Source organism: Corallococcus exiguus (assembly GCF_009909105.1).
GTDB lineage: Bacteria > Myxococcota > Myxococcia > Myxococcales > Myxococcaceae > Corallococcus > Corallococcus exiguus.
This window is the reverse complement of record NZ_JAAAPK010000007.1, coordinates 421,731-446,069: the sequence shown is the minus strand read 5'-3', so window position 1 is coordinate 446,069 and position 24,339 is coordinate 421,731. Positions and strand designations below refer to the sequence as shown.

The following is a 24,339-nucleotide window of genomic DNA, read 5'->3' as shown; positions in this document are numbered from 1 at the left end:
AATGCCTCCTGAAGTGAGACTCACTTCTAGGAGTTGGCCGCCATCTTCTCTTGGAGAATCTTGCGGTCCCCGCGCGATGCCTTCCGGAACGCGCGTGGTGAAACGCCCGCCGCGCGGCCGAACGTGCGCACGAAGTTCGACAGGTCCCCGAAGCCCACGTCGTACGCGATGCGAGCGATGGGGGCATCCGTCGCGAGCAGGCGCGCCGCCTGACGAAGGCGCATGCGCACCAGGTATTGGTGCGGCGTGACGCCCAGCACGCCTCGGAAGACGCGGAGGAAGTGGAATGGGCTCAAGCCGACCTTCGCCGCGAGCTCCTCGAGCGTCAGCGGCTCCTCTGCCTGTGCATCGAGGAGGAGCGCGGCTTCGACGGCCCGCCGCCGATCCCGCGCATGCATCCTCAAGGGTGACTCGCGTTTCCCGGAGACAGTGCCCACGAAGCGCGCCGCGAACGCGAGCGCCACCTCATCCAGGCCCAGGTTCGTCCTTCCATCGGCCGTCTGCTGCGCGAGCTCACCGAGCATCACCAGGGAGGGGACCGGGGGCAGGGCGCCGACGCGCCACACGTCCAGGGAGGCTCCGAGCGAATCCACGAGCGCGTCGGAGAACTGGAACGACAGGCACTCATCGCCCGCGAGATGGTGCTCGTGGGTACAGTGGAAGGCGTCACCCGCGTACCCGACGAGCGTTGCTCCGGCCACGAGCTCATGCTCCGCGCCGCGGGAGTGGTAGCCAAAGCTCCCCCACCGGACGTACGACACGGAGAAGGCCCGATGCCGCTCCTCGAACTGGCGTTCGCCCGGCTTCGCGTCGCACCGGCAGTCCACGACAGAGAGGGAGCGCGAACGGTGCAGGATGGTGGTTCGCATCCGCGCTGGCTAGCAGGAGGGGGGCACGAAGACTTGGGGAATCTTGCTCGGCGCACTCCGCGGCTCAGAAGGCGGGGATGACCGCGCCGCTGTAGGTGGCGTCGATGTAGCGGCGCACCTCGTCGGACTGGAGTGCCTTCACCAGCGCCCGGATCTCCGGACGGGCTTCATCGCCCGTCCGGACCGCGAGCACGTTCGCATGCGGATTGCGCGTCGCGGACTCGCGGGCCAGGACGTGGGCGTCCAGGTGCAGCTGCTTCTGGGCCTCCAGGAAGTAGTTCCCATTGATGACGGCGCCGTCCACGTCCTCCAGCGTGCGGGGTTGCTGCTCAGCGTCGATCTCCTTCAGCTCCAGCTTGCGCGGATTGCCCACCACGTCCTGGAGCGTGGCATCCGCTCCCGCGCCTTCACGCAGGGTCAGCAGCCCCTGCTTCGCGAGCAGGTGCAGGGCCCGCGCGGCATTGCTGGGGTCCGCCGGCAGGCTGAGCTTCGCGCCCGCGGGGAGCTCCGCGAGCTGCCGGAACCGGAGGGAGTAGAGCGCCAGCGGCTCCAGGTGCACCGCGCCCACGCTCTTCAGCGCGAGGTGGCGCTCCCCGGCGAAGCGCTCCAGGTAGGGCTCGTGCTGGAAGTAGTTGGCGTCGAGCTGACCGTCCGCCAGCGCGAGGTTCGGTTGGATGTAGTCGGTGAACTCCACCACCTCCACCCGCACGCCTGCGCGCTCCGCGACCTTGGCGGCGACGCGGAGGATTTCTCCGTGCGGCACGGGATTGACGCCGACCTTCAGGGGACGGAGGGCATTCGCGGACTCGGATGGCGCGGGCTTGCACGCTCCCAGCAAGGACGTCGCGAGGAGCAGGAGGGACGCGGACAGGACTCGGAATGAAGTGCGCATGGAACTCAGGGGTGATCAGGAGGGAGGACGGGGGAGCGGGAGTGGTCGAAGCGGGAGGCCAGGCGCTCTCCCAGCCATTGCAGGAGCTGCACGAGCACCAGCAGCACGGCGAGGCAGCCCCACATGACGTCGACGCGGAAGCGCATGTAGCCGTACTTCACCGCCAGGTCGCCCAGGCCGCCGCCGCCGACCGCGCCCGCCATGGCGCTGTAGCCGAGCAGGCTGATGACGACGAGCGCCGTGCCTCGCACGAGCGACGGCAGGGACTCCGGAAGCAGCACGCGGAGGCTGATGCGCAGGGGCGTGGAGCCCATCGCCACGGCCGCTTCGACCCGGCCGGCATCCACTTCCCTCAAGGCCTGCTCCACCACGCGGCCCATGAAGGGAATGGCAGCTACCACCAGGGGCACGATGGCCGCCGTCGTTCCAATGGTGGTCCCCACCACCAGGCGGGTCAGTGGGACGATGGCCACCATCAGGATGATGAACGGAATGGAGCGCCCCACGTTCACGAGCGTCCCCAGCGTCCGGTTCAGCGCGGGCACCGGCCAGAGACCGCCCCGGTCCGTCGCCACCAGCAACACGCCCAGTGGCAGGCCCGCGAGCGCCACCAGCACCGACGCCACCGACGTCATGTAGAGCGTCTCCAGCGTGGCCACGCCCAGCGCTCTTGGCAGGTCACCCATGGGCGGCCTCCGCGGAGGTCAGACCCTGGTCGCGCAGGAAGGTCCGGGCTTCCGCCACCGCTCCCGGCGCGCCATGCAGCTCCACGAGCAACCGTCCCACGCGTGACTCGCCCACGCGCTCCACCGAGCCCTCCAGCAGCAGGACGTCCACGTCGAAGCGGCGGGCCAGGGTGCTGATCAACGGACTCCGCGCATGCGCGTCCGTCAGCGACAGCTCCACGCGCTGACCTCCAACGCGAGCGGGGCCCTCGCGCGCCGACAGGGGCGGAAAGCACAGCGCGCGCAGCCGCGACTCCGGACGCGCGAGCAGCTCCTGCACGCGTCCCTGCTCGACGAGCCTTCCGCCTTCCAGCACGGCCACTGAACCGCACAGCGCCTTCACCACCTCCAACTGGTGGGTGATGAGCAGCAGCGTCAGCCCGAGCTGCTGCTGGAGGTCCTTCAGCAGTCCGAGCACCGAGCGGGTCGTCTCCGGATCCAACGCGGACGTGGCTTCATCCGACAGCAGGACACGCGGCCGGGGCGCCAGGGCCCGGGCAATGCCCACCCGTTGCTTCTGTCCGCCTGACAGCTGCGCGGGATACGCCCGTGCCTTGTCGGTCAGGCCCACCAGGGACAGCAGCTCCGCCACTCGCGCGCGGATGGCTTCGCGTGGCAGGCCCATCACCTCCAGGGGATAGGCGACGTTGTCCTCCACCGTGCGCGAGGCGAAGAGGTTGAAGTGCTGGAAGATCATCCCGATGCCCTGTCTCGCCTGCCGCAGCTCCCGGGGGCTCAGCGACAGCAGGTCCTGTCCCGCCACCCGCACCTCGCCGCGCGTGGGCCGCTCCAGGAGGTTGGCGCAGCGCAGGAGGGTGGACTTGCCGGCGCCGCTGCGTCCCAGCACTCCGAACACCTCTCCGGGCGCCACGTGCAGCGACACGTCGTGCAGGGCCGTCACCTGCCGGTCGCCCTGTCCGAACACCTTTCCCACGCCTCGCAGCTCAATCACGCGCGGCTCCGGGCAGGGTGCCTGGTGGCGCGTGGGCTTGTGTCACGACGGAGAGACATCGGGAGCTCCTGGGGCGCTCGCGCTCACGGGAGCGCGGGCACCGGATGCGAAAGGGAAGGGTGGTGGGAAAATGAAAAGGCCCGTCCCCGGATGACGGGAACAGGCCAGACCGACAGGGCGCGGATGCGCGGAGGGAGGCTCAGCGCATGCGAACGGACGGACCGGCCGCGACACGGCAACACATGCCGTGACAACAGGTCCTGAACGTGGCGGCGCGAACGAGCATCAGCGATGGAGGTAGTCGAGCCCGCGAGTGCTGTCAACCCAGGGCTTGCGCGACGGCGTCCCCTCCTCGCGCGCTGAACCTGTCCGGCAGTCGGACAAGTTGAAGCGTGACGCGCGCAGGGCCTGCACCACCACGTGCCCCGCGTGAACCTCCAGCGTGTCGCCCGCGACGAGCACGTGGTCGTGCGGGTCGCCTTCGCACGTGAGCCAGACCTGTCCCTCTTCGCAGACGAGCTTGCGGGACGGGCCGCGCAGGCGCCTGCTCCACAGGCTGCCTTCCGGCAGGTTCACCCGCTCCTGGCAGGAGTCGGATGCCGGGCCTCCTCGCAGACGCAGGGCCAGCGAGCGCAGCCAGGGGGGATTCAGAAACGTGAAAGGGTCCACCATCTCGGTCCTCCGTGATGGACCCACCATGCGTCCGGAGGCTCGACCAGAACAGATGCAGGAAATGTGAATTGTGACCGGTACAGTTCCAGGACGGAGAACTGTGCTGGTCGCGGCGCCACGAAGCTGTATCTGGGCAGTGGGAGCGCCGGGCGCTATCCGTTGAAGACCGAAGGAGGACCCTGCATGGGCGCACGTGCGCATTCACTGAAGCTCTACGAACGCGTGGCGGAGCGGCTGAAGGACGCCATCGCCGCGGGCACGCTCCGCCCTGGTGAGCGGCTGCCCTCCGTGCGGCAACTGAGCGCCCGTGAGCGGGTGAGCGTCTCCACCGTGCTCCAGGCCTATCTGCATCTGGAGTCCCAGGGGCTCATCGAGACGCGGCCCCAGTCCGGCCACTACGTGCGCGAACGGGAGCGGCTGCGCCTCGCCGAGCCTCCGGTGTCCCGGCCGCCCGCTTCCGCGACGCCTGTCACCGTCAGCGACCTGGTGTCGCATCTGTACCGGTCGTCACGCGAACCGCGCATCGTGCAGCTGGGCACCGCGTGGCCGGCGCCGGAGCTGCTTCCCACCCGGCGCCTGTCCCGGGAGCTGGGACTGCTCGCGCGGGAGCGGCAGGCCGAGGGCGTGATGTACGACGTGCCTCCCGGTTCGAAGCTGCTGCGACAGCAGTTGGCGAAGCGCTCGCTGGAGTGGGGCTGCGCGCTGGGAGCCGATGACTTCGTCACCACCAGCGGTGCCTCCGAAGCGGTGCACCTGTGTCTCGTCGCGGCCGCGCGCAAGGGCGACACCATCGCCATCGAGTCACCCGCCTACTACGGCACGCTGCTCGCCATCGAGTCGCTGGGCCTCAAGGCCCTGGAGATTTCCTGCCACCCACGCCATGGCATGGATCTGGACGCACTGGAGTCCGCGCTGGAGCGGCGGCGCGTGGCCGCGGTGCTGGTGGTCCCCAGCTTCAGCAACCCGGTGGGCAGCTGCATGCCGGAGGCTCACCGGCGCCGGCTGGTGGACCTGGTGACCGCGCACGACGTGCCGCTCATCGAAGACGACATCTACGGCGACCTGCACTTCGGCCCGGAGCGTCCCCGTCCCTGCAAGGCCTTCGATACGCGCGGGCAGGTGCTGCTGTGCGGTTCGTTCTCCAAGACGATCGCCCCGGGCTTCCGCGTGGGCTACGTGGCCCCGGGCCGGTTCCGGGAGCGCGTGGAGCTGCTCAAGTTCGCGCACACCGTGGCGTCGCCACTGCTGACCCAGGAGGCGGTCGCGCGCTTCCTGGAGAACGGCGGCTATGACAGACACCTGCGCGCCCTGCGCCGCAACCTGGCGTCGCAGGTGGAGCACGTGGCCCGCGCCGTCGCCGAGCATTTTCCCCCAGGCACGCGCGTGGCCCTGCCCTCGGGAGGGCTGCTGCTCTGGGTGCAGTTGCCTCCTTCGGTGGATGCCCACGTGCTCAACGCGCGAGCCCTGGAGACGGGCATCAGCATCGCGCCCGGCTCCATCTTCTCCGCGCGGCCGGACTCCTACCGGAACTTCATCCGGCTGAGCTGTGGCCAACCCTGGACGCCGCGCATCGAGGCCGCTGTCGCCACGCTGGGGAGCATCGCCTGCGGACTTGCTAGCGCGTCGCGACGATGAACAGCCGGGGGAAGGGCAGCAGGACCGTCCCGTCGGGCAGGGTCGGGTAGGCCCGTTCAATCCCTTCCTGATATCGGCCAAGGAAGTCGGTCTTCTCCCTCGCGTCGAGCGGGTCGAGGAAGGGCCGGAGTCCTGAGCCCTTGAACCACTCCACCACCGCGCCAGCGCCTCCGGTCAGCGGGTGGAAGTAGGTCGTGCGCCACACATCCACCGTGGCTCCGGCGTCGCGCAGCGTGCGGAAGTACCAGTCAGCATCGTGGCGCTCCGTCCGGGCGCTCGCGGCTCCCTTCAGCGTGTCCGCCCAGGGACCCGCGCTGGCGGTCTCTCGCATCAGCCGGTGGGACGGCTCGTCCAGGTTGTCCGGCATCTGCACGGCGAGGCTTCCACCGGGCGCCAGCTTGTGGAAGAGCGCGGGCATCAAGGCGGCGTGGTCCGGCACCCACTGCAGCACCGCGTTCGCCAGGATGACGTCGTAGGGGCCCGGGTCGCTCCAGGTCGCGACGTCTCCCAGGTCGAACCGCACGTCCGGCAGGCGTTTGCGCGCCGCGGCGAGCATGTCCGGGGAGCTGTCCATTCCGGTGACGGCGGCTTTGGGGAAGCGGGCGCGCAGCAGCTCCGTGGAGTTGCCGGGGCCGCAGCCGATGTCCGTCGCGCGCTTCACGTCGGCCATGGGAACCCGCGCGAGCAGGTCACGGATGGGGCGGTTCCGCTCGTCCTCGAATCGCGTGTACTGCGCCGCTGACCAGTCCATGGGCATCCCCCTTTTTTCTTGGGAACCTACCGCGTCATGGCGGTGTCATGGGTTGTCCATGTCTCAGCGGGCAGGCGCCTGCCATTCGCGGATGGGTTAGCGTTCAATCATGCGCATTTATCGTGCTTCCGCCGTCGTGTTGCTGATGGGGGTCCTCGCCTCGGGATGCAAACGGGACGCGGACGTTCCTCCGCCTCCCAAGGCCGCCGCCCCGAGTGAAACACCCGCGCCCTTCATCCAGGCGGGGCTGGTGGCCCCCGCCACCGTCGCGGGACAACCGGACACGGGCGAGGTGGACCTCGCGGCGCTGCGCGACTCCGTGGCGGATCCGAAGGTGCTCTCCGAACAGGAGGTCGCGGCGCTCTCTCCAGCCGACACCCTTGCAACGAGGGACCTTGCGCGCTCGCGCGCCGCTGCTCCGCCGAGCTCGCTCGGCATCGGGGCCCCCGGGCTGGGGGAGTCGGAGGTGTTGGATGTCGCGGAGAGCGGGGCCGCGGAACGTCGCGAGATGAGGCCACGCGCGGAGCCTGCACGGCCTGCCGCCGCGCCCGCCGCGCAGGCTCCCTCCGAGCCGGAAGCGGATGGATTCGAGGGCGGTGTGGCCGGGGGGGCCATCGGAGGCGTCGTGGGTGATCGGCTCGCGGCGCCAGCGCCCTCGGGCGCCCCGCCTCCTTCGGAGCAGCGCCGCCGTGAGATCATCCAGATCATCAAGGGCAGCGGTAGTGGCGGTGGCGGTGGCCGGGCCCTCGGTGGAATGTTCGGCTCCAGCTCTGGAGCGATGCCCGCGAAGAAGCAGGTCGCCAAGGAGGAAGCCCCGAAGCCCGTGCTGCCTCGCGTGGAGGCCGCGCCTCGCGCCGCCAAGGTGCTGGTGATGGGCGATGACGGCCGCTATCAGCCCCTCAAGACCCGCGCCGTGCGCGTCGTCACGTACATCCAGGGCTCCCGCGCGCGGACCGTGGTCGATCACCTCTTCGAGAACGACACCGGCCGCAGCCTCGAAGGCACGTTCTATTACCCGCTCCCCGGCGGCGCGACGGTCGCGGGCTTCGCGCTGTACTCGGGGGCGGTGGCGGTGGACACGCCCTCGTTGTTCCAGTCGCCGGACCTGCTGCCTCCCCTGGGCGATGATTCGGCGGAGTCGGAGCGGCTCTCTGCCTCCGCGCCGCCCTCGGCCCGTGGCGCGAAGCGCTCCTGGGGCGACATCCAGGAGGCCCGCGTCGTGGAGCAGAAGCGCGCGCGGGAGGTGTACGAGGACGTCGTGCGCCGCAACGTGGACCCCGCGCTGCTCGAATGGTCGGGCGCGTCCACCTTCAGCGCCCGCGTCTTCCCCCTGCCTCCGAAGTCCCTCAAGCGCGTCGTCATCGCGTATGAGCAGACGCTCCTCTTCGACGGCACCCGCCTGCGCTACACGTGGCCGCTGCCTCCGGGCGCGGGCAAGGAGTTGCGCGTCACCGCTCGCATCCACGTGGATCCCCGTCAGGCGTCGGAGATCACCGTGCAGCCGGAGACCGGCGCGAAGGGCAGCAAGGGGGAGGCCTGGCAGGTCTACGACTTCCCCAAGCTCGCTGGGGACGGCGCGCTGGGCGTGGCCCTGAAGCCTCGCGGTGAGGACGCGGACGTGCTGGTGGGCGCGGACGACGCGGGACTTCCGGGCCACGCCTTCCACGCGCGGGTGCGGCTGCCGGAGCGGCTCACCTCCGGCGCGGAGGGGCCTCCCACGGGCCGCGCGGTGCTGGTGGTGGACACCTCGCTGTCCGCCGAGGACGGCAACGCCTGGGCCATCCAGGCGGCCACGCTGCGTGCCCTTCTGGAGAAGGACGCGACGTTGAAGGAGTACGCGGTCCTCCTCTTCGACGTGCGCCCGCGCTGGCTGCACGGGCCGGGCTTCCGCACGAACGACGCGGCGAACCGTCAGGCCAGCTTCGCGGAGCTGGAGCGCGTCTTCCTGGAGGGCGCGTCCCACGTGGACGGTGCGTTGGAGGAACTGGACCGGGCCGGGCGTGAGTGGCTCAAGCCCTCCGCCGCCGGAGAGCGCGTGACGGCCTTCCTGCTGTCCGACGGCAACATCACGTGGGGGCAGAGCCGCGTGGACGCGCTCCTCTCCCGGCACCCGTGCGTGGAGTCCCTGCGCTGGGTGACGTACCGCTTCGGCGAGGCGGCCGTGAACACGGAGCTCTTCGACGCGCTGGCTCGCTCCAGTGGCGGACGTGTCGTGACCGTCCTGTCCGCGGCGGAGGTGGACGCCGCCGCGAAGGCGCACCGCGCGGCGTCCGTGGTGCTGTCCCGCGTGTCGGTGGTGGGCGCGGACGTGAAGGACCTGGTGGTGGCGGGCCGGCCCCGGCTCGTCTTCCCCGGGCAGGAGCTGCAGGTGGCGGGGCGGCTGCCGGGCAAGGGCGACGCGGCGCTGGAGGTGGTGACCCAGGCCGGCACCGGGGCCGAGCGCACGCTGCGCATCCCGCTGCCGGTGGATGTGAACAGCGCGTTCGCGCCCCGGGCGTGGGCGGAGCTCTTCGTGTCCCAGCTGGTGTCCCTGGATGACGAGCGATTGGACCGGATGGTGGTGGCGCTCAGCCAGCACTACCGGTTGGCCAACGCGCGCGCGTCCATGCTCGTCCTGGAGTCCGAGGGCGACTACACGCGCTATGCCGTCCGTGACGAGCAGGTGGACCTGGCGAACCTGGAGTCGCTGCGGCGCAGGGAAGAGGACCAGCGCCGCGACAAGCTCCTGGGCATCGCGCTGGACGACGTGCCCACCGAAGGCCGCGCGGTGGTGGCCCGGCTCGCCGAGCAGAAGGGGCTGGCCGCGCTCCTGCGACGCCAGCCACTGAAGGACGCGCCCTACGCGGGCGGTGACGAGCGGCTCCAGGCCGAGCTGGCCTATCGCAATGCGCGGCGGGAGAACCGGGACGACGTGATGATCTACGAGGCCGTGGCGCGCAGGCGTGCCTTCTCCGGGGACACCTGGGGTGCGGTGCGTGCGCTGTCGTCGCCCGTGGAGCTGCGGCCTCGCGACGCGGAGGCGCTGCGGCTGGTGGGGTACGGCCTGCTGGCGCTGGGGCAGTACCCGGCGGCGGCGGAGCTCTTCGAGCACGTGCGCCTCAGCCGTCCCTTCGAGGCGCAAGCCTTCCTGGAGGAGGCGCTCGCGCTGGACGCGGCCGGGCGCTATTCGGAGGCCGCCCGGAACTACGAGATCGTCCTGGCGCGCCCCTGGAAGCGGCATGTCGATGAGATGCGGACGGTGGCGAGCTTCCACTACGCCCGGATGCTGGCGGGACTGGAGCGGCAGCCCCGGCTCGCGGAGGTGGCCTCCGTGCTCAAGGCTCGCCGTGCCGGGCTTCGCGGACCTGACGGCGCGGGGATGTTCGCGGATGCCCGGCCCATCGACTACCAGCTCACCACGCACTGGAACTCGGACAGCACGGACATCGACCTGTGGGTCATCGAGCCGGACGGGGAGAAGTGCTTCTACCAGCACAAGGAGACGTCGCTGGGCGGGCAGCTGTACTGGGACATCACGGACGGCCTGGGGCCGGAGCTGTACCACGCACGGAAGGCGGCGCCGGGGCCCTACCACGTGCTGGTGCACTACTACGGCAATCGCTCGTCGCGGTACGTGGTGCCCACCGCGCTGCTGCTCGTGAGCGACCGGAACGTCTTCACGGCCGAGGACATGGCCCAGCGGCGCTTCCAGGTGCGCATCCTGCCCAACACGAACGCGCGTCTGTTGTTGCGGCGAGAGGAGCTGGTGGCGTCGAAGGACCGCGTGACAGCGCAGCCCTCACCGTGAGGTCCGTCCACTCACAGGCCTCCCTCAGGTGACCTTGCTCCCGGTGCGCCAGAGCGCCGGGCCGGGTTGCTCCTTCGTCTCCAGAAGCAGGTCGAAGGTGACTTCGACCTCTCGCCCCAGCTTGAGGAAGAAGTCCTTCGCGAAGGAGTCGACCGCGAAGCCGCAGTCCCGCATGTCGACCATCACCGGCGCGCGCGAGGTGATTCGCAGGTTGGTGGCGTCCAGCACTGTCACCACTGCGTCGGCGAACGCCGGTAGCTTGTTGCCGAATACTCCCAGACGGCCATGGATGTTCACCGGGATGGCCGTCCCGAAGGGCACTGCGTCGAGCTGATAACGCCCGTCGATGACTTCGGCCGAATCCAGGGTGAAGTCGATGGAGTCCAGCTGCTGGAAGAAGAACCGCCTGAGGTTGAAGTCGCGGACCGGCTCCCCCGTCCGCAGGGCGTCCGTCTTGACGGTCACCTTTCCGATGCAGGTGTCCAACCGGAACGGCGTAGCGAACTGCACCGTCGCATCCACTTGATCGAAGAAGCCGACCAGCGACTTCTCCTCGAGGTCGTTCGAGGACTGCTTGCGGATCCGGAAGGTGACCACGGAGCGGGCTGCCTCGGGGGCGGGCTCCTCGGTGCAGGTCAGCTCCGGCGCTGCGAGGATGACCTTCTTGATTGCCTGGGTATATTTCACATACCCCGTGCACCTGCAGAGGTTGCCCGAAATGGCCTGCCGGATCCGATTGTCCAGCTTGGAGACCGGCACCGGCCGCCGCGCGAGCTGGTCCATGAGCACGTCGGCTGCCATCAGGAATCCAGGGGTCGAGTATCCACACTGAAACGCATACCCGTCGAGAAACTCTTGCTGCAGCGGGTGAAGTCCCCCGTCCGGTCCCTTCAATCCCTCCACGGTGGTGATGTGCAGCGCTTCGATGGAGTCCATGCGCGCGTAGCACGCGAGCATGGCCATCTTCGGGCCTCCGGGCTCCTTCTGCACGATGACCTTGCAGGCTCCGCACGAGCCGATGCCGCAGCACAGCTTCGTGCCGGTGAGGTCCAACTGCTCATGCAGGACGTCCACGAGCAGGTCGTCGCCCGCGGCGACGGGGTTCTGTTCCACACCGTTGATGTGGAGGGTGAACATGCGTCGGGTGTCCTGGCTCATGGACGCAGCGCCTCCAACACGCGCTTGGGAGTGAAGGGGAGAACGGTCAACCGGGCTCCCGTGGCGTGCGCGATCGCGTTGGCGATGGCTGGCATCACGGGGGTCATCACGGCTTCAGCGATGCCTTTCTTCCGGATCGGTGGCCCGGACTTCAGGATCTGCTCTCCAGGAGCCAGCTCCAGGATCCGCAACTGGAGCCCTCCGGGCGGCAGTTGCGTGGCCCGGATGAGGGGATAGCGGTGGAGATTGAGGTCGCCGTCCACGCCCACGGGCGACGGCGGAACCTCCTCGAGCAGCGCCATTCCCAGGCCCATGGCGAAGCCACCATCCGCTTGCCCCTCCACGCTCTCCCTGTGGTGGACCTCCCCTGCATCCAGGAGGGTGACGGCGTCCACGACTTCAATCGCCCCCGACCGCGTGTGCACCATCACCGCGATGAGGTGTCCCACCGAGGCGTAGACGCTCCGGATGTGGCGCTCCGCGTCCGCCGCGACCAGGTCCAGGGGAATGTCTCTCTCCCGGCGCACCCGCTCGTAGTTTCCAACGTCCTCCTCATTGCCCCGGTAGAGCACGGAGAGCCCATCGATGTAGCGCTCGTGCGTTGTCTGGTTGATCGTGTATGGCGAGCAGGCATACGCGTTCCGGTAATAGGTGTGGACGATTGCCCCGGTGCAGACCTGCTTGTCCTGTTGCGCCGCCTGCTCATGGGCCAGGGCGGCGAGCTGCTCAAGAGGAATGGGCTGCCGGTCCGGAGCCACCAGATGGCCATCCTTCCAGGTGGCCGTCTCCGGCACGTCCCCCCAGATGAGCCTCGCGCACGGCTTCAGCCCATGGTCGAAGACCACCTGCGCCGCCTGTTCGACGGCATGGATGTGGAAGAACGCCGTCACCGACGCGCTCATTGAGTTGTCGAGCTTCGGTGTGTACGTCGGCTGTCCCTGGGTGTAGTTGTTCTTTTGAAGCCTCACATTCGGATGGTCGAAGCGATCCAGGACTCCGAGCACGACCCGGGAGGCGCTCCGGCCAAGCACCTTCGTCGTCGCGATGGCCAGCGATGTATCCGAACCCTGGCCCATCTCGATGGCGGTGGACCGCACTGTCACCTCTCCCTTCAGGTCGATGCTCACCTCCGCGAACACCGCGTCGCCGCTGGTTCCAATGGCTTGCATCGCGCAGGCGAACCCGACGCCGTACTTCACCAACCCGCCTCCGCGCTCTTCGTACTCCTTGCGCTTCGCCTCTCGCTCCAGCCAGAGGGGCTCCTTCGCGGCCTCTGTGCAGATGCGCTCGGTGTCGAGGTGGTGACGGAGCTCGAAGCCCGTGACGTCCACATCCCCCGTCTTGAGGAGCCGGTTGTTCTTGAGACGGAATTCAATCGGATCCTTCGTGCCGACCGTGGTCCCGACTTCGTCGATCATCGACTCGATGGCGAAGGCCGTCTGCGGAATGCCGAAGCCGCGCATGGACCCCGCGGGCGCGCTGTCCGTACTGATGGCATATCCGCTGATCGCGTTGTGCTTGAACGCATACGGGCCCGCGGCATGGAGCGCGCACAGCTCCACCACCGGCTTGGTGAGGTTCAGGACTCCGCCTCCATCCATGTAGATGGTGGAGTGGAGCGAGTGGAGGTCGCCCGTTTCGGCGTTATAGGCGAGCTCGTTTTGGAGCACCGCGGCGTGCCGCTTGATGCCGCACAGGAACTGCTCATATCTGTCGAAGACCAGGCGCACCGGGGTGTCTGAGAAGAGGGCCGCCATGGCCAGGTAGACCGGGAACGTCGAGAGGTCGCGCCCTCCGAAGCCGCCGCCAATCGGGAACGTCATCAGCTCGATCGTGAGCTTCGGCAGCTTGCCGCCCTTGACCGCTACCTCCGTGAGCTGATCAATCGCCTCCCTGTCCTTCCTGGGGGATTGGGTCCCGGCCGCGATCCGCAGCACCGGCCTGGCGCCTGTCTCGTCAAGCCAGGCCAGGCCGTTCTCCGGCTCCATGAACATCGGATCGATGCTCTGGGTGAAATAGGTCCGGCGCAGCCACACGAGCCCCTCCTCGGTCGCGGAGCGGCGAATCGCCTCCCGCGCCTTGCGTGCCTCCAGGTTGAGGGCCAGTTGTTTGGCGTCCAGCGGAGGCTCCGCGTTGGCCGCGAGCCCTTCGGGATCGTATCGGCTCCTGCCGATGTCCTTTCTGGGAAAGGGGTGGTCCGGGCACGTGTCGAGCTGGCTGCGGATGAAGTGGACGGAGCCGTAGTAGGACTCTTCTTTCAGGGGTCTGGCGGCCATCAATGGATTGAGCAGCCGCCTGATGTCCTGCTCTCGGTCAATCTGCGAGGAGCTGTCGAAGCGGAGGAGTGTGTAGTCCTCCCGCCGACGCGCCATCCGGTTCCAACTGGCGAAGTCACGGAGATCGCCAGCCCGGCTGAACAACAAGAGCGCCACTGGTTGGCCGATGTGATCGGGATAACCGCCGGGCGGCGTGAGCCAATACAGTCCGAAGGCCTCGACCGAGATCAACTTCTCCAGCCTGGTGCCATTGACCAAGGATGCCAGGTCCACGCCCCGGGCCGGGTGCGCGATGGCTTCCGGCCTGGCGGTGAGATTGGGCTTCTGCTTGTAGGGTGCCGCGACCAGACGCCCCGCGAGCTGCGCGGCCTCGATGACGTCAGGGGCCTGGAGTCCCAGATCCGCGAAGACTCCATCCAACTGCTGACGGTCGAGGCCGAGGTACTTCTGATTCGCGCGGGTAGCGCGAAGCAGGTAGACGTAACGACAGCCCGATGACCCGCTCCAGAGTTCCTGCGGGCGGAAGTCGCGCCCGTAGACCTTCATGCCGCGAACCTTCTTCTCGCGGTCACTCATTACAGAGGACATGGACAACCCCAAAGACTGCCCGGTGGAGGCCGGGTGACGTTCAGGCGAACATCCAGTACGCGAATCGTAGCTTCGAGAGCGCCGCAACACCGAGAGCCAAGGAACGCCTGCCACGACAGGCTTGGACCGGGCTTCCGCGCAAGTCACTCGCGTAGGATGTGTTCAATTGCGAGAACTCTGGCGCCAGTCACTGTCTGAAAGAGCCGCCAACCCATCGCCCAATGATTATCCCAATCCTACGGGCTTGCCTGGGGCGTTCCACGCGCGCTTGATGGCTCGCGCCTCGGGGACGGACAGAACTCGTTACAGGTGACGTACTCCATCGCGCACTGCTGCTGCTCCTCCAGGTCTCCCTGCGCCGCGCGCATGCAGAGGCCGTAGAGCTGCCTGCAGGCTGCGGCGTGCCCTGACTCCGGCACGCCGCTTCGGCTCACGCCATCACGGGCACTGCGAGATGCAGAACGCGCGGTAGCTGTTGCAGTAGTAGGGGTCGCCGCCGCCAAAGTAACACTGGTAGTACTTCTGGTCGCACGCGTCGGTACAGGCGCTCGGGACCGCCATCTCGACAACGCGGTTGGCCTCCTCGGTGCTCATGGGCTCCATCTCCTCGGCGCCGCCGCAGCCCGCAAGCAGTCCAACGGCCATCAGTCCGGCAATGATTGCCACGCGCATTCGCATCTCCTGGTCTTTGGGGGAATGGGTGCTGCTCCGCCAGGATAGCGCTGCCTTTCAAATCAGGACAATGGGCAGGCGTCTCCGGGAAAGCCTCGCGGTCCCCGGAGACCCCTTCAATGCCTTACGGGGCGCAGGCGACCCCTACGCAGCCGCCCGCTCCGTTGCCGCGCGCGACGTTGCCTCCTCCGTCAATGGCCGTGGGCGCGTGGATGCCCCAGCCCGCGTTGCCCTGGCAGACGTTGTTGGAGAGGGTGGGCGTGCTGCCCGGGAGCACGCGCAGGCCGTCCCCGCGGTTCGACATGAAGCGGTTGTTGCGCACCGGGCCCTCCTGCGGGACGGGTTCGAAGTCCGGCAGGTTGGACAGCGTCAGCCCTCCTGCGTTGTCCCACCAGAGGTTGCCGCGCACGTCGAGCGTCTGGGCCGCCAGGCGCAGTCCCTCGCCATTGTTCATGACCCACGTGTTGCGCATCTGGAAGTCGAACGCCTGCCAGTCGGGACTCTCGGGCGTCCCGAACGCGGTGTTGTTCGCGAGGATGGAGTTTTCGAACACCAGCTCGTAGCAGTTGTCGAAGCGGCCGTTGCTCCACGTCAGTTCCGCCACGGAAGCGTTCTCCGTGAACGTGCTCGACCGGATGAGGACATTGCCGGAGTAGCAGAACAGTGCGGTCTGGTTCGCCGTGAAGGTCGAACCGGAGATGCGGGTGTCGTGAAAGTCCACGAACAACACGAGCCCGTTTCCAGTGAACAGGGATCCTCGGATGTCGATGGAGCCGGACGTCGCGTCGAACTCACTGCTGAACCCCACCACGCTCCCACTCACCCTCGAATCCGTCAGCAGGAACCCTCCACCGCCGTTCGTGTGGAAGATGGCGATCCTGTTGTCGACGAGCGCGACCTGATGCAGGTGCACGGTGGCGTTGTACTCGTAGCCCCGGTTGAAGCCTCGGATGGTGCCGTTGCGCACGGTGCTGTCGCTTTCGGCCGAGATGCCCACCGTGTCGCCCGGCTCGCTCCCGGCCCGGCGCACGGTGTGGCCTCCCAGGTCGAGCACGACGCCCGGCGCGGCGATCCGCAGGGCGGGAATGGGCGTGCCCGCACAGATGAGGTCGCGCGTGAGCCGCGTGTTCCTCGTCAGGACTTCTCCGCACCGGACGGCGCGGGCCTCGAAGGCTTCCGACTTCTCCTGGGTGCTGGCCTTCGCGGTGGTGGCCGCTAGGAGCAGCAGCGCCAGGGGCCACGTCACGATCCCATCCCGAATTCTTCCCATGCTGCTTCCCCCTCGCCGGAGGCCATCCGCCCCCGAGCGGGGAGGCTGCTCACACCACCTCATGCCCCCCAGTCCGTCTGTCGGTGTCAGGCGATTGCGCGGAGACGCACAGACCTACAGCGCCCCACGGGGCGGGGCGGTTGCTATCCTCCAGAGCCCTGCGACAGGAAGGATGGAGCCATGACGACCCCTGCCACCCGGACCGGCTTGAGGGATTCATTGCGGCGGTTGGGCGTGGAAGAGGGCGACGTCGTGATGGTCCATGCCGGTCTCCGGAGCCTCGGTCCCGTGTTGGGTGGGGTGAACACCGTGGTGCAGGCGCTGCAAGACGCAGTGGGCCGCCGGGGCACGCTCATGGCCTACCTGGACTGGGAGATGGGCGTGGAGCCGGAGGACTTCGAGGACGCGCGCCTGCGCGACGAAATACCCACCTTCGACAAGCGCACCGCGAGAGCCAGCCGCGACCACGGCATCCTCGCGGAGACGCTCAGGACCTGGCCCGGCGCGGTCCGCAGTGACCATCCGGACGCGGGCATGGTCGCCATCGGCCCGCGGGCGGAGTGGCTCTGCGCGGACCACTCCTTCCTCTATGGCTATGGCCTCGAATCGCCGCTGGCCCGGCTGGTGGAGGCGGAGGGCAAGGTGCTGATGCTCGGGGCTCCGCTGGAGACGCTCACGATTCTGCACCACGCGGAGCACCTGGCGGACCTCCCGGGCAAGCGCGTGGTCCGCTACCAGCGGCCGCTCCAGGTCGACGGCGAGCGGCGCTGGGTGGACTTCGAGGAGTTCGATACCAGCGAGCCGGTGACCGACGCCCTGCGCGTGTCCAGCGTGGACCCCTTCACGCGCATTGGAGAGCAATGCCTCGCGGAGGGAATCGGCCGCTCCGGAAGCATTGCCCAGGCCGTGTCACATCTCTTCGCCGCCCGCGGGCTGCTGCGCCGGGGCGTCGCATGGTTGGAGGCGTACCCTCGCTGAACGGCGCCGTGACTCAAGGACAGCCGGAGCTGACCTCGAGCGCGTCATAGGCCATCCAGCCGTTGCGGCGGGTGCTGGTGGCGGCGATGACGTAGCCGTAGATGAACTTCATGGTGCCGGACTGCTGGCGGTAGCGCCCCGCGCTGTCCAGCACCCAGAGCGGGATGTCGATGGAGGGGGCGCCCGAGTTCGTCGGCACGTCCAGCCGCTGGAACTTCGTGCCCGCGGGGAAGTGGTCCACCGCGACGCCGCCCAGGCCAAAGCCCGGCACGTTGAAGGTGAGGTTCGCCGAGCGCAGGCCATTGGCGCGCACGAGCGGCAGGTAGTCTCCCGCGCGCTCGTTGGACGACGTCGTGTCGTAGACCACCTTCTTCACTTCGAGCGCCGGGTCGTGCGAGTTGCGCACGGCGTAGCACGCCATCTTGCTCAGCCCGGAGCTCAGCGCGGAGACGTGGCCGACCTTGTCCTCGAAAGAGGTGCGGCCGAGGATGGCGGACATGGGCAGCCAGCCGGAGCTGGAGTTGGATGTCGACGTCGCGAACGCGTGCAGCTCGCCGGCGAACGTGCGCGTCTGGCCGTAATTGAAGAGGGAGCTCGTCCGGGTGGACGTGCCCACCACGGTGCCGTTGCCGTCACGGATGGGCACGCCCGTGGTGATGCCCCAGGCATCATTGTCGTCCGGGTCATTGGTCTGCACGCGGTTGCCGCCGGAGGGCCGCAGCTTGCAGTTGTACGGGCTCTCCTCGCACACCGTCCCGTTCACGCCGGAGAAGGCCGCCTGCCGCGTGGTGGACAGGTCCTCCGCCGCGACTGATTCACCCTCGAAGGCCTCGCCGCCACAGGCAACGGAGGCCAGCACCACCGTGCACAACATTGGCTTTCTGAAGTTCATGGTAAAAATGGAAAACGGATTTTGCTGGTTTTGTCAAATGGCGCGGCCGAGCCAATGCCGGGTGGGCGGCATGGGCGGGATGCGTCGCGCACGCGCAGTGCGTTCAGCGATTGTTCCGGACAGGAAGCGCCAGGGCGTGGAGGTGCTCCGGCAGCTGCTGGCGCTGCCAGGCGCGTTCCCGGGCGGTGGCTTCGGCGGCGTCCGAAACTTCGGCCGCGTCATGGGCCGCGGCGGTAGCCGCGAAGGTGGCGGCCTGTGCCGCGTGGCTGGCGACGTGGGCGGTGGCGGCGGCGTGTCCAGCGGCGCGGGCCGCGGCGCATGCAGCGGCGTGTGAGGTGGCATCCGAGGCAGCGGCGTGCGCGGCGAAGCCGGCGACGATTGCGTCGGTGATCATCAGGTGTCCCTGCTGCCACGCGCGTACTGCTTCGATGGCCTGGCGGGGACGGTGGTCCTCCGGGAACTCCTGTTCGAAGAAGGGGAGGACGCGCTCGGCGCAGTCAGCGGCCCAACGGGCCAGGCACTCGTGGTCGGACCTGTCGAGCTCCATGCTCCGCCCCTCCCTGCGTCACACTCCTTGCGTATTCACTGTCATTCCAGCCTCGCAGGTCAATGTGTGGCTAGAATCTCTTCCATGGTCAGGAACGCGTGGTGGATCGCGGTGCTGGTGGGCTGGCTGGCGGTGCCGGCAACCGGGTGGGCCTGTTCATGTACTTTTATCACGCAGGGACTTCCCGGTTCGCTAGAGGGGGCTCGGGATCAGGCCGGGTTCATCTACCTGGGGCGGGTCCGTGACTCAGAGGGCCGGTCCGAACGCTTCGCCACCGTGGACGTCCTGGAGGCGTTCAAGGGCAGCGTCAAGGCGGGTGATGTGTTGCAGCTCCCTTACGGGTGGAGCGGTGACTGCGTCCTGAACCTGCCTGGGGGCCAGACATGGTTGCTCTATGCCGACAAAAGCAGCCCGGAGGCGGTCTGGATGTGCACGCGGAGCCGCAGGGTTCTTTCGTCGGATGACAGCGAACTGACCTGGCTCCGCACGGGCGTCCTTCCGCCGGTGCCCGTGTCGCTCCAGCGTGAGACCGTGAGCTGCGAGGCGTGTAACATCGAGGCGGTTGGAGGGCGTCTGTTGGCTCCTCCGCAGATGCCTCCCGTCACACCTGCTGCTCATGCGGAAGCGGAGGCGCTATGGAAGAAGGGCCAACCGTTCTTCACGGCCGAGTACGCGGAGCATCTGATGATGTTCGGGGTGTCGCGGGAGGGCCGCGCGTTCGAGTTGACCGAAGTCTCTGGGTCGTTCGGAGTGCAGAAGGCTTGCGAGCGGCGGGTCGAACTCCGCTGGTGCAAGCGATTGGAACTCCGTCAGAGGACGCCACGGATTTCTGCCTTCCACTGTGTCGACCCTGGCGAGCCACAGGAGGCTTGCGACGAGCGTCGGAGCCGGAAGTCGGAGTGGTTTCCGATGGAGCGCCTGCCGGCCAGGGCGTGCATTTGGTTCAATCCCTCCGCTCCCTCGTGTGAGTTGGCCGAAGGCCGCTTCCCCTTTCCGTCAGGGGCCCCGCCGTTGCCTGTCCTCGCCTGCCATCCTTGGACACCAGGAGCCCGCTCCGGCAGCTACTCCTGTGAGGTGAAGACGGCGCCGGAGCCCGTACCGTCAGAGCCGTGAGCCTTCATTGCTCGGGCTCCTCGCCTTCGTTGAGGAGGCCATGCTTGCGGAGCTTGTCGTGCAGCGTCGCACGGCCGATGCCCAGCGCCTTCGCGGCCTCCGTGCGCTGGCCCTTGGACGCCGAGAGCGCCGCGAGGATGAGCTCACGCTCGTGTGCATCCAGTTTCTCGCGCAGGGTGGTGCCGGTGTTGGCCTGGGACGTGGGCGTGCTGGCGCCTCCGGGCAACAACTCCAGGTCCAGGGTTCCGTCGGCGGACAGCACCACGGCGCTCTCCAGGGCGTTCTCCAACTCGCGCACGTTGCCGGGCCAGGGGTGGGCCGTGAGACGCTCCAGGAGGGCGGGCGTCAGGGGCACCGGTGGCATGTGGAAGCGCTCGGTGTGGCGGGCGAGGAAGTGTCTTGCGAGCGCGGCGATGTCCTCCGGGCGGCTTCGCAGCGGGGGCACCTGGAGCGTCACGACCTTGAGGCGATAGTAGAGGTCCTCGCGGAAGCGGCCCTCCGCCACGCGCTGGGGCAGGTCGCGGTGGGTGGCGGCCAGGACGCGGACATCCACCGGGAAGGAGCGGTCTTCTCCCACGGGCCGGACTTCGCCCTCCTGCAAGACGCGCAGGAGCTTCGCCTGGAGGGGCAGGGCGAGCTCTCCCACTTCGTCCAGGAGCAGGGTGCCTCCGGAGGCCTCGCGGAAGAGACCGGGCCGGGCTCGCACGGCGCCGGTGAACGCGCCCCTCGCATGTCCGAAGAGCTCTGCCTCCGCGAGCTCCGGCGTGAGGGCGGCGCAGTTGAAGCGCACGTAGGACTTGTCCGCGCGCGGAGAGGCTCGCACCAGTGCCTCGGCGACGCGCTCCTTGCCGGTGCCGCTCTCTCCCGTGATGAGCACGGTGACGTCTCGAGGGCCCACGCGCTGGATGAGCAGGGCCAGCCGCGCCATCGACGGTGACACGAAGACCAGCGAGCGCAGCAGGTTCACCTCGCCGGACAGCCGCTCGTTCTCCGCCTCCAGCCGGACCATCCCGAGCGCCCGGCGCACGACGGCCAGCACGTCGTCCACGTCGAAGGGTTTGCGGAAGTAGTCCAGCGCGCCCAGCTTCATGGCCTCCACGGCGTGGCGTTCCGAGCCGTGCGCGGTGATGAGGATGACGCGGGGCGCATTCGGTCGCGCGGCGACGCGGCGGAGCAACTCCATGCCGTCCACGCGCGGCATGCGCAGGTCGCTGAGCACCAGGTCCACGGGCGGCTCCTGCTCCAGGCGCGCGAGCGCGGCCTCGCCGTCCACCGCTTCTTCCACGGTGAGCCCGTCATCCTCCAGCAAGCCGCGCAGCGTGTAGCGCACGCCCGCGTCGTCATCCGCCACCAGCACGCGGGCCTTCATGGCAGGGCCTCCTGTCGCTGTGTTTCGACCGGCTTGGGCGTGGCCGGGAGGCTCAGCTCCGCCACGCAGCCTCCGCCCTCACGGGCGCGCAGGCTCAACTCTCCGCCGTGCTGGCGCATCAGGGCTCGCGACAGGGCCAGGCCCAGGCCGGAGCCGTGGGGCTTCGTGGTGATGCCCGGCTCGAAGACGCGCTCGCGCACCTCCGCCGCCAGCCCGGGACCCCGGTCCCTCACCTCCACGCGGCCGCCACCTTCCGGGGCCGTCCAGGCCTGGAGCTCCACCGTGGTGCCCCGAGGCGCGGCGTCCAGCGCGTTCTGCACCACGTCGATCAACACCTGGCGCACCTTGCGTGCGTCGCACCACGCCTCCACCGGCGGCCCCTCCGCGACCCTCAATGCCACGCCTCGTTCTCCCGCCATGCCCTCGTGCAGCTCCGCCACCTGTCGGCACAGGCCATCCAGCGGCACGTGCGCTTCATTGAGCGGGAGCAGCGGCCGGGAGAAGTTGAGGAACCCTTCGAGGATCTCCTGCATCCGGTCCACCTCCCGGCGCAGCACCGCGAGCCGCTCCGCGGGCCGGCCCTCCACCTCGCGGGCAATCATCGCGGCCAGGCCCTTCACGCTCGCCAGCGGGTTCTTCAATTCGTGGGCAATCTCTCCCGACAGCGTGGTGAGCGAGCGCACCCGTTCCTCGTGCGCGCTCAGTGCTTCATCCCTCGCGTCCAGCGCCGTGCGGACCATGCCGCGGTACGTGCGCCGCAGATGGATGCCGATGAAGTTCGTCCACATGACGAGGAACACCGTCACCGCGAGCATCGTCAGGAGCAGCGCGTTGTTGTGTCCCGCGCGCGGGCCTCCGCCGAAGAGCATGGGCACCAGGTCATCCACCGCGCCCGTCAACGTCACCGCCGCCTGCACGCCCACCAGCGCGAGCAGGTAGCCCGCCCACCTGCGAGCCCGCGCGGGCGTGAAGAGGATGGCCGTGGCCAGGGACGCCGGCAGCACCAGGGGAATGAGCGGGCTCTCCAGTCCTCCCAGCGACAGGTTCATCACCGTGAAGAGGGGGAACGCCACGGTCGGCAGCAGCCTGCCCGGCTCATGCGACACCACGGCTTGACGCCGCCACACCACGATGGCCCCCACCCCCGCCACCACGAGCGTCAACGCCAACGCCACACACCAACGGCGCCATGCGGCCGTGTCCCCGATGAGCCCCAGCGACACCATCACCACCGGCAGGGGACTCAGGAACGACAGCACCTTCGTCACCTGCCGGAACATCCGCGAGAACGCCTCGCGTTGGACCTGCTCGACTCCGGCGGACGTGGGCGGGGGTAGGGAATGCAAGGCGCGTCCTCCTGGACCGTGGGCGCTACCCTATGCCCAAGCAAGGCGGATGCCCCAGCCCGTGTGCCCTGGGGCCTCCTCCTCACTGCCCCCTTCGTGTTCGGAGCCCCGGCACCGGGCGTCGGAAATCCGAACACTCCCGGTGCCGAGGACGGCCTCTACTTCCGGATGCGCAGCGTGACGGAGGTGAACACCTCGACGCTCTTCCCACCCTCCTGGACGAAGCTGCTCGTGTAGCCCACCGGCTTGAGGAAGAGGCCGCTCGCTTCGTGCTCATTGACGGACTTGGGACCGAACCGCGCCATCTGCATCGTGCCCATGGCCATGCCCGTGCAGCCCACGCACTTGGGGGCCCGGTACGCGAACACCGTGCCGCCCTCGATTTGATTCGTGCCATTGAGGCGCGGCTTCGGGACGGCGATGAACAGCCGCTGATCGGTGCCAGGAATCTCCCAGACCGCGCCCAGCGGGAGGCTGCTGGTGCTGTCGTCGTTGGTGCCCACCGGACGGAGGGTCACCTCGGTGGAGCCATTGTTGTCGATGGCCGAGTTGATGCCGACGAGCTCCTCCTTCTTCGTCCACCCCAGCCAATGGAGCTGCGGGAGGTTGTAGTTGTCCGCCGAGAAGGTGCTCATGAAGCTGCTCGAGTCCGCGGACGAGCGGACCTGGCCGGTGGAGGGGTCTCGCACGTTGCTGTGCGCGAGGCCGAGGACGTGCCCGATCTCGTGGGCATAGTCCCGCGCCAGGGTGCCCTTGAGGAAGACGCTGCGCGAGCCGGCGTTCGAGGTGGAGCACATCCCGCCGGGCAGCACGAAGACCGTGAGGAACGCGCTCGAGTTGGCCTTCTGGCGGGCCTGGTTCTTCGCGGTCGTGCAGTTGCTGCTCGTCACCTGCACGGTCTGGGAGCCAGTGAACTCCAGGCTCACCTGGCCGCGAGACGCGACGGCGAAGTCGCGGTACACACCCCGGATGGTGTTCTGGATGGTGCTGAGGGCGGGCGTCGTCCTGCCATCCAGGGCGATGCGGACGACCTTGACGGTGTGCTTCGTGTTGATGGCGCCCAGTTTGCTGGCGTTGTTGTTGTTCTTGACGCAGGTCGACTCATCGCCAGCGCAGTCGTAGCGGTGCGCCGAGGGGAGCACCTCGACGTCCTGGACGCGGAACGAACGCACCTGGTCGTTCGCGCTCGCGCCGCTCCCGAACGAGGTCTCACAGAGGTTCGTGTCGGTGTCGACCGTGACCGAGTCGCCGGTGCAGTCCCCAGCGGCATGGAGCGTCACGGCCTTGCCGATGGGCACGTCGACGAAGGAGGCGCCCGCGGCCTGCGGGAGGGTGTGGCAGCCGTTGGATGCGGCTTCCTGAATCACCTGGGAGACACCGTTACAGCTTTCACGCACGCGGACGAGCGGCGCGCGCGGGGCGATGAGCTGCTCGCGCAGCGCGGTCCAGTTGGCCGCCGTGCAGTTCTCGGCCTGCACCTCATCCAGGAAGAGGCCGTCCTCGAGCTCCGCGTGCTCGTAGGTCTGGCACGTCTCCCACAGCTCGCTCCAGTGTTCCCAGTCGCAGGTCCCCGCGCCGACATACGTCTCGACGCACGCGAGTGACGCCGCGAGCTCCGGGGAGACGATCGCCTGCCGTGTGGTCGCCCCGCCGGGCTGTTCGTGCGCGGGCGGCTCCCAGTCCTCACCCTGACACCCTGACACCAGTGCGCCGAACAGCATCACGCCCATCATGGACAGCTTCCGCATACCTCTCCCTCGCAGCCAATGGCCGCATGACACCGCGAAACATGTGCAGTGGATGAAAAGGCTCTTTACACGACTCCCCTGTAAATCATGGACAATCCG

Annotated in this window: 19 protein-coding genes; 4 read left to right on the top strand and 15 right to left on the bottom strand. The window is 68.5% G+C overall.

Annotation, left to right across the window (positions count from 1 at the left end):
• Positions 1–26: 26 nt before the first annotated feature.
• The 5 genes from GTZ93_RS26230 to GTZ93_RS26210 form a co-directional block, all read right to left on the bottom strand.
• Positions 27–869, bottom strand: coding sequence for a helix-turn-helix domain-containing protein (locus tag GTZ93_RS26230; RefSeq protein ID WP_139915266.1), 843 nt, complete (start codon positions 867–869; stop codon positions 27–29).
• Between the two features lie 64 nt (positions 870–933).
• A complete protein-coding gene (locus GTZ93_RS26225) occupies positions 934–1,761 on the bottom strand; it encodes a MetQ/NlpA family ABC transporter substrate-binding protein (RefSeq protein WP_139915265.1) in 828 nt (275 codons plus the stop codon).
• 5 nt (positions 1,762–1,766) lie between these two features.
• Positions 1,767–2,447 carry a methionine ABC transporter permease gene (locus GTZ93_RS26220; protein WP_139915264.1) on the bottom strand — a complete coding sequence of 227 codons (681 nt, stop codon included), beginning with the start codon at positions 2,445–2,447 and terminating at the stop codon, positions 1,767–1,769.
• Positions 2,440–3,438 (bottom strand): methionine ABC transporter ATP-binding protein, encoded by a 999-nt coding sequence (locus GTZ93_RS26215; RefSeq protein ID WP_139915263.1) that lies wholly within the window; start codon positions 3,436–3,438, stop codon positions 2,440–2,442. The genes GTZ93_RS26220 and GTZ93_RS26215 overlap by 8 nt, the downstream gene beginning before the upstream one ends.
• Positions 3,439–3,723: 285 nt before the next feature.
• On the bottom strand, positions 3,724–4,110 hold the full coding sequence (locus tag GTZ93_RS26210; protein WP_139915262.1) for a DUF2917 domain-containing protein: 387 nt from the start codon (positions 4,108–4,110) through the stop codon (positions 3,724–3,726).
• Between the two features lie 183 nt (positions 4,111–4,293).
• Between GTZ93_RS26210 and GTZ93_RS26205 the strand changes: the two genes are divergently transcribed.
• Complete coding sequence (locus GTZ93_RS26205; RefSeq protein ID WP_139915261.1) at positions 4,294–5,745, top strand: aminotransferase-like domain-containing protein; 1,452 nt, start codon at positions 4,294–4,296, stop codon at positions 5,743–5,745.
• On the opposite strand, the gene tam is transcribed toward GTZ93_RS26205, so the two are convergent.
• On the bottom strand, positions 5,726–6,496 hold the full coding sequence (tam, locus tag GTZ93_RS26200) for a trans-aconitate 2-methyltransferase (protein WP_139915260.1): 771 nt from the start codon (positions 6,494–6,496) through the stop codon (positions 5,726–5,728). The two genes, GTZ93_RS26205 and tam, sit on opposite strands and share 20 nt — an antisense overlap.
• A 109-nt stretch (positions 6,497–6,605) precedes the next feature.
• On the opposite strand from tam, the gene GTZ93_RS26195 reads away from it, so the two are divergent.
• Positions 6,606–10,283 carry a VIT domain-containing protein gene (locus tag GTZ93_RS26195; RefSeq protein WP_139915259.1) on the top strand — a complete coding sequence of 1,226 codons (3,678 nt, stop codon included), beginning with the start codon at positions 6,606–6,608 and terminating at the stop codon, positions 10,281–10,283.
• A 24-nt stretch (positions 10,284–10,307) separates the two neighbouring features.
• On the opposite strand, the gene GTZ93_RS26190 is transcribed toward GTZ93_RS26195, so the two are convergent.
• The 4 genes from GTZ93_RS26190 to GTZ93_RS26175 form a co-directional block, all read right to left on the bottom strand.
• Complete coding sequence (locus GTZ93_RS26190) at positions 10,308–11,441, bottom strand: 2Fe-2S iron-sulfur cluster-binding protein (RefSeq protein ID WP_161663060.1); 1,134 nt, start codon at positions 11,439–11,441, stop codon at positions 10,308–10,310.
• Positions 11,438–14,305, bottom strand: a complete 2,868-nt coding sequence (locus tag GTZ93_RS26185; RefSeq protein WP_139915258.1) for a xanthine dehydrogenase family protein molybdopterin-binding subunit — start codon at positions 14,303–14,305, stop codon at positions 11,438–11,440. Before GTZ93_RS26185 ends, GTZ93_RS26190 begins: the two co-directional genes overlap by 4 nt.
• A 438-nt stretch (positions 14,306–14,743) precedes the next feature.
• On the bottom strand, positions 14,744–14,971 hold the full coding sequence (locus tag GTZ93_RS26180) for a hypothetical protein (protein WP_139915257.1): 228 nt from the start codon (positions 14,969–14,971) through the stop codon (positions 14,744–14,746).
• Positions 14,972–15,101: 130 nt separating this feature from the next.
• Positions 15,102–16,223: a NosD domain-containing protein gene (locus GTZ93_RS26175; RefSeq protein WP_139915256.1), complete on the bottom strand. Its 1,122-nt coding sequence runs from the start codon at positions 16,221–16,223 to the stop codon at positions 15,102–15,104.
• Between the two features lie 204 nt (positions 16,224–16,427).
• Here GTZ93_RS26175 and aac(3) point away from each other — a divergent pair, with 204 nt between their 5' ends.
• Entirely contained in the window at positions 16,428–17,225 is a 798-nt protein-coding gene (gene aac(3), locus GTZ93_RS26170) for an aminoglycoside 3-N-acetyltransferase (RefSeq protein ID WP_139915255.1), read from the top strand.
• Positions 17,226–17,238: 13 nt separating this feature from the next.
• On the opposite strand, the gene GTZ93_RS26165 is transcribed toward aac(3), so the two are convergent.
• Both GTZ93_RS26165 and GTZ93_RS26160 read right to left on the bottom strand, forming a co-directional pair.
• Complete coding sequence (locus tag GTZ93_RS26165) at positions 17,239–18,117, bottom strand: hypothetical protein (RefSeq protein ID WP_120575252.1); 879 nt, start codon at positions 18,115–18,117, stop codon at positions 17,239–17,241.
• Between the two features lie 103 nt (positions 18,118–18,220).
• Positions 18,221–18,664: a putative immunity protein gene (locus GTZ93_RS26160; protein WP_139915254.1), complete on the bottom strand. Its 444-nt coding sequence runs from the start codon at positions 18,662–18,664 to the stop codon at positions 18,221–18,223.
• Between the two features lie 84 nt (positions 18,665–18,748).
• Between GTZ93_RS26160 and GTZ93_RS26155 the strand changes: the two genes are divergently transcribed.
• On the top strand, positions 18,749–19,777 hold the full coding sequence (locus tag GTZ93_RS26155) for a hypothetical protein (RefSeq protein ID WP_139915253.1): 1,029 nt from the start codon (positions 18,749–18,751) through the stop codon (positions 19,775–19,777).
• 4 nt (positions 19,778–19,781) lie between these two features.
• Here GTZ93_RS26155 and GTZ93_RS26150 read toward each other — a convergent pair whose 3' ends face one another.
• From GTZ93_RS26150 to GTZ93_RS26140, 3 genes are all read right to left on the bottom strand, one after another.
• Positions 19,782–21,146, bottom strand: coding sequence for a sigma-54-dependent transcriptional regulator (locus GTZ93_RS26150; RefSeq protein WP_161663059.1), 1,365 nt, complete (start codon positions 21,144–21,146; stop codon positions 19,782–19,784).
• Entirely contained in the window at positions 21,143–22,492 is a 1,350-nt protein-coding gene (locus GTZ93_RS26145; protein WP_139917218.1) for a sensor histidine kinase, read from the bottom strand. Before GTZ93_RS26145 ends, GTZ93_RS26150 begins: the two co-directional genes overlap by 4 nt.
• A gap of 158 nt (positions 22,493–22,650) precedes the next feature.
• Complete coding sequence (locus GTZ93_RS26140; protein WP_257979094.1) at positions 22,651–24,240, bottom strand: hypothetical protein; 1,590 nt, start codon at positions 24,238–24,240, stop codon at positions 22,651–22,653.
• Positions 24,241–24,339: the final 99 nt, after the last annotated feature.

Excerpts from the sequence above, each read along its gene's own strand:
- GTZ93_RS26230 (WP_139915266.1), bottom strand. The coding sequence starts at position 869 with ATGCGAACCACCATCCTGCACCGTTCGCGCTCCCTCTCTGTCGTGGAC.
- GTZ93_RS26225 (WP_139915265.1), bottom strand. The coding sequence starts at position 1,761 with ATGCGCACTTCATTCCGAGTCCTGTCCGCGTCCCTCCTGCTCCTCGCG.
- GTZ93_RS26220 (WP_139915264.1), bottom strand. The coding sequence starts at position 2,447 with ATGGGTGACCTGCCAAGAGCGCTGGGCGTGGCCACGCTGGAGACGCTC.
- GTZ93_RS26210 (WP_139915262.1), bottom strand. The coding sequence starts at position 4,110 with ATGGTGGACCCTTTCACGTTTCTGAATCCCCCCTGGCTGCGCTCGCTG.
- GTZ93_RS26205 (WP_139915261.1), top strand. The coding sequence starts at position 4,294 with ATGGGCGCACGTGCGCATTCACTGAAGCTCTACGAACGCGTGGCGGAG.
- tam (WP_139915260.1), bottom strand. The coding sequence starts at position 6,496 with ATGGACTGGTCAGCGGCGCAGTACACGCGATTCGAGGACGAGCGGAAC.
- GTZ93_RS26195 (WP_139915259.1), top strand. The coding sequence starts at position 6,606 with ATGCGCATTTATCGTGCTTCCGCCGTCGTGTTGCTGATGGGGGTCCTC.
- GTZ93_RS26190 (WP_161663060.1), bottom strand. The coding sequence starts at position 11,441 with ATGAGCCAGGACACCCGACGCATGTTCACCCTCCACATCAACGGTGTG.
- GTZ93_RS26185 (WP_139915258.1), bottom strand. The coding sequence starts at position 14,305 with ATGTCCTCTGTAATGAGTGACCGCGAGAAGAAGGTTCGCGGCATGAAG.
- GTZ93_RS26165 (WP_120575252.1), bottom strand. The coding sequence starts at position 18,117 with ATGAACTTCAGAAAGCCAATGTTGTGCACGGTGGTGCTGGCCTCCGTT.
- GTZ93_RS26160 (WP_139915254.1), bottom strand. The coding sequence starts at position 18,664 with ATGGAGCTCGACAGGTCCGACCACGAGTGCCTGGCCCGTTGGGCCGCT.
- GTZ93_RS26155 (WP_139915253.1), top strand. The coding sequence starts at position 18,749 with ATGGTCAGGAACGCGTGGTGGATCGCGGTGCTGGTGGGCTGGCTGGCG.
- GTZ93_RS26150 (WP_161663059.1), bottom strand. The coding sequence starts at position 21,146 with ATGAAGGCCCGCGTGCTGGTGGCGGATGACGACGCGGGCGTGCGCTAC.
- GTZ93_RS26140 (WP_257979094.1), bottom strand. The coding sequence starts at position 24,240 with ATGCGGAAGCTGTCCATGATGGGCGTGATGCTGTTCGGCGCACTGGTG.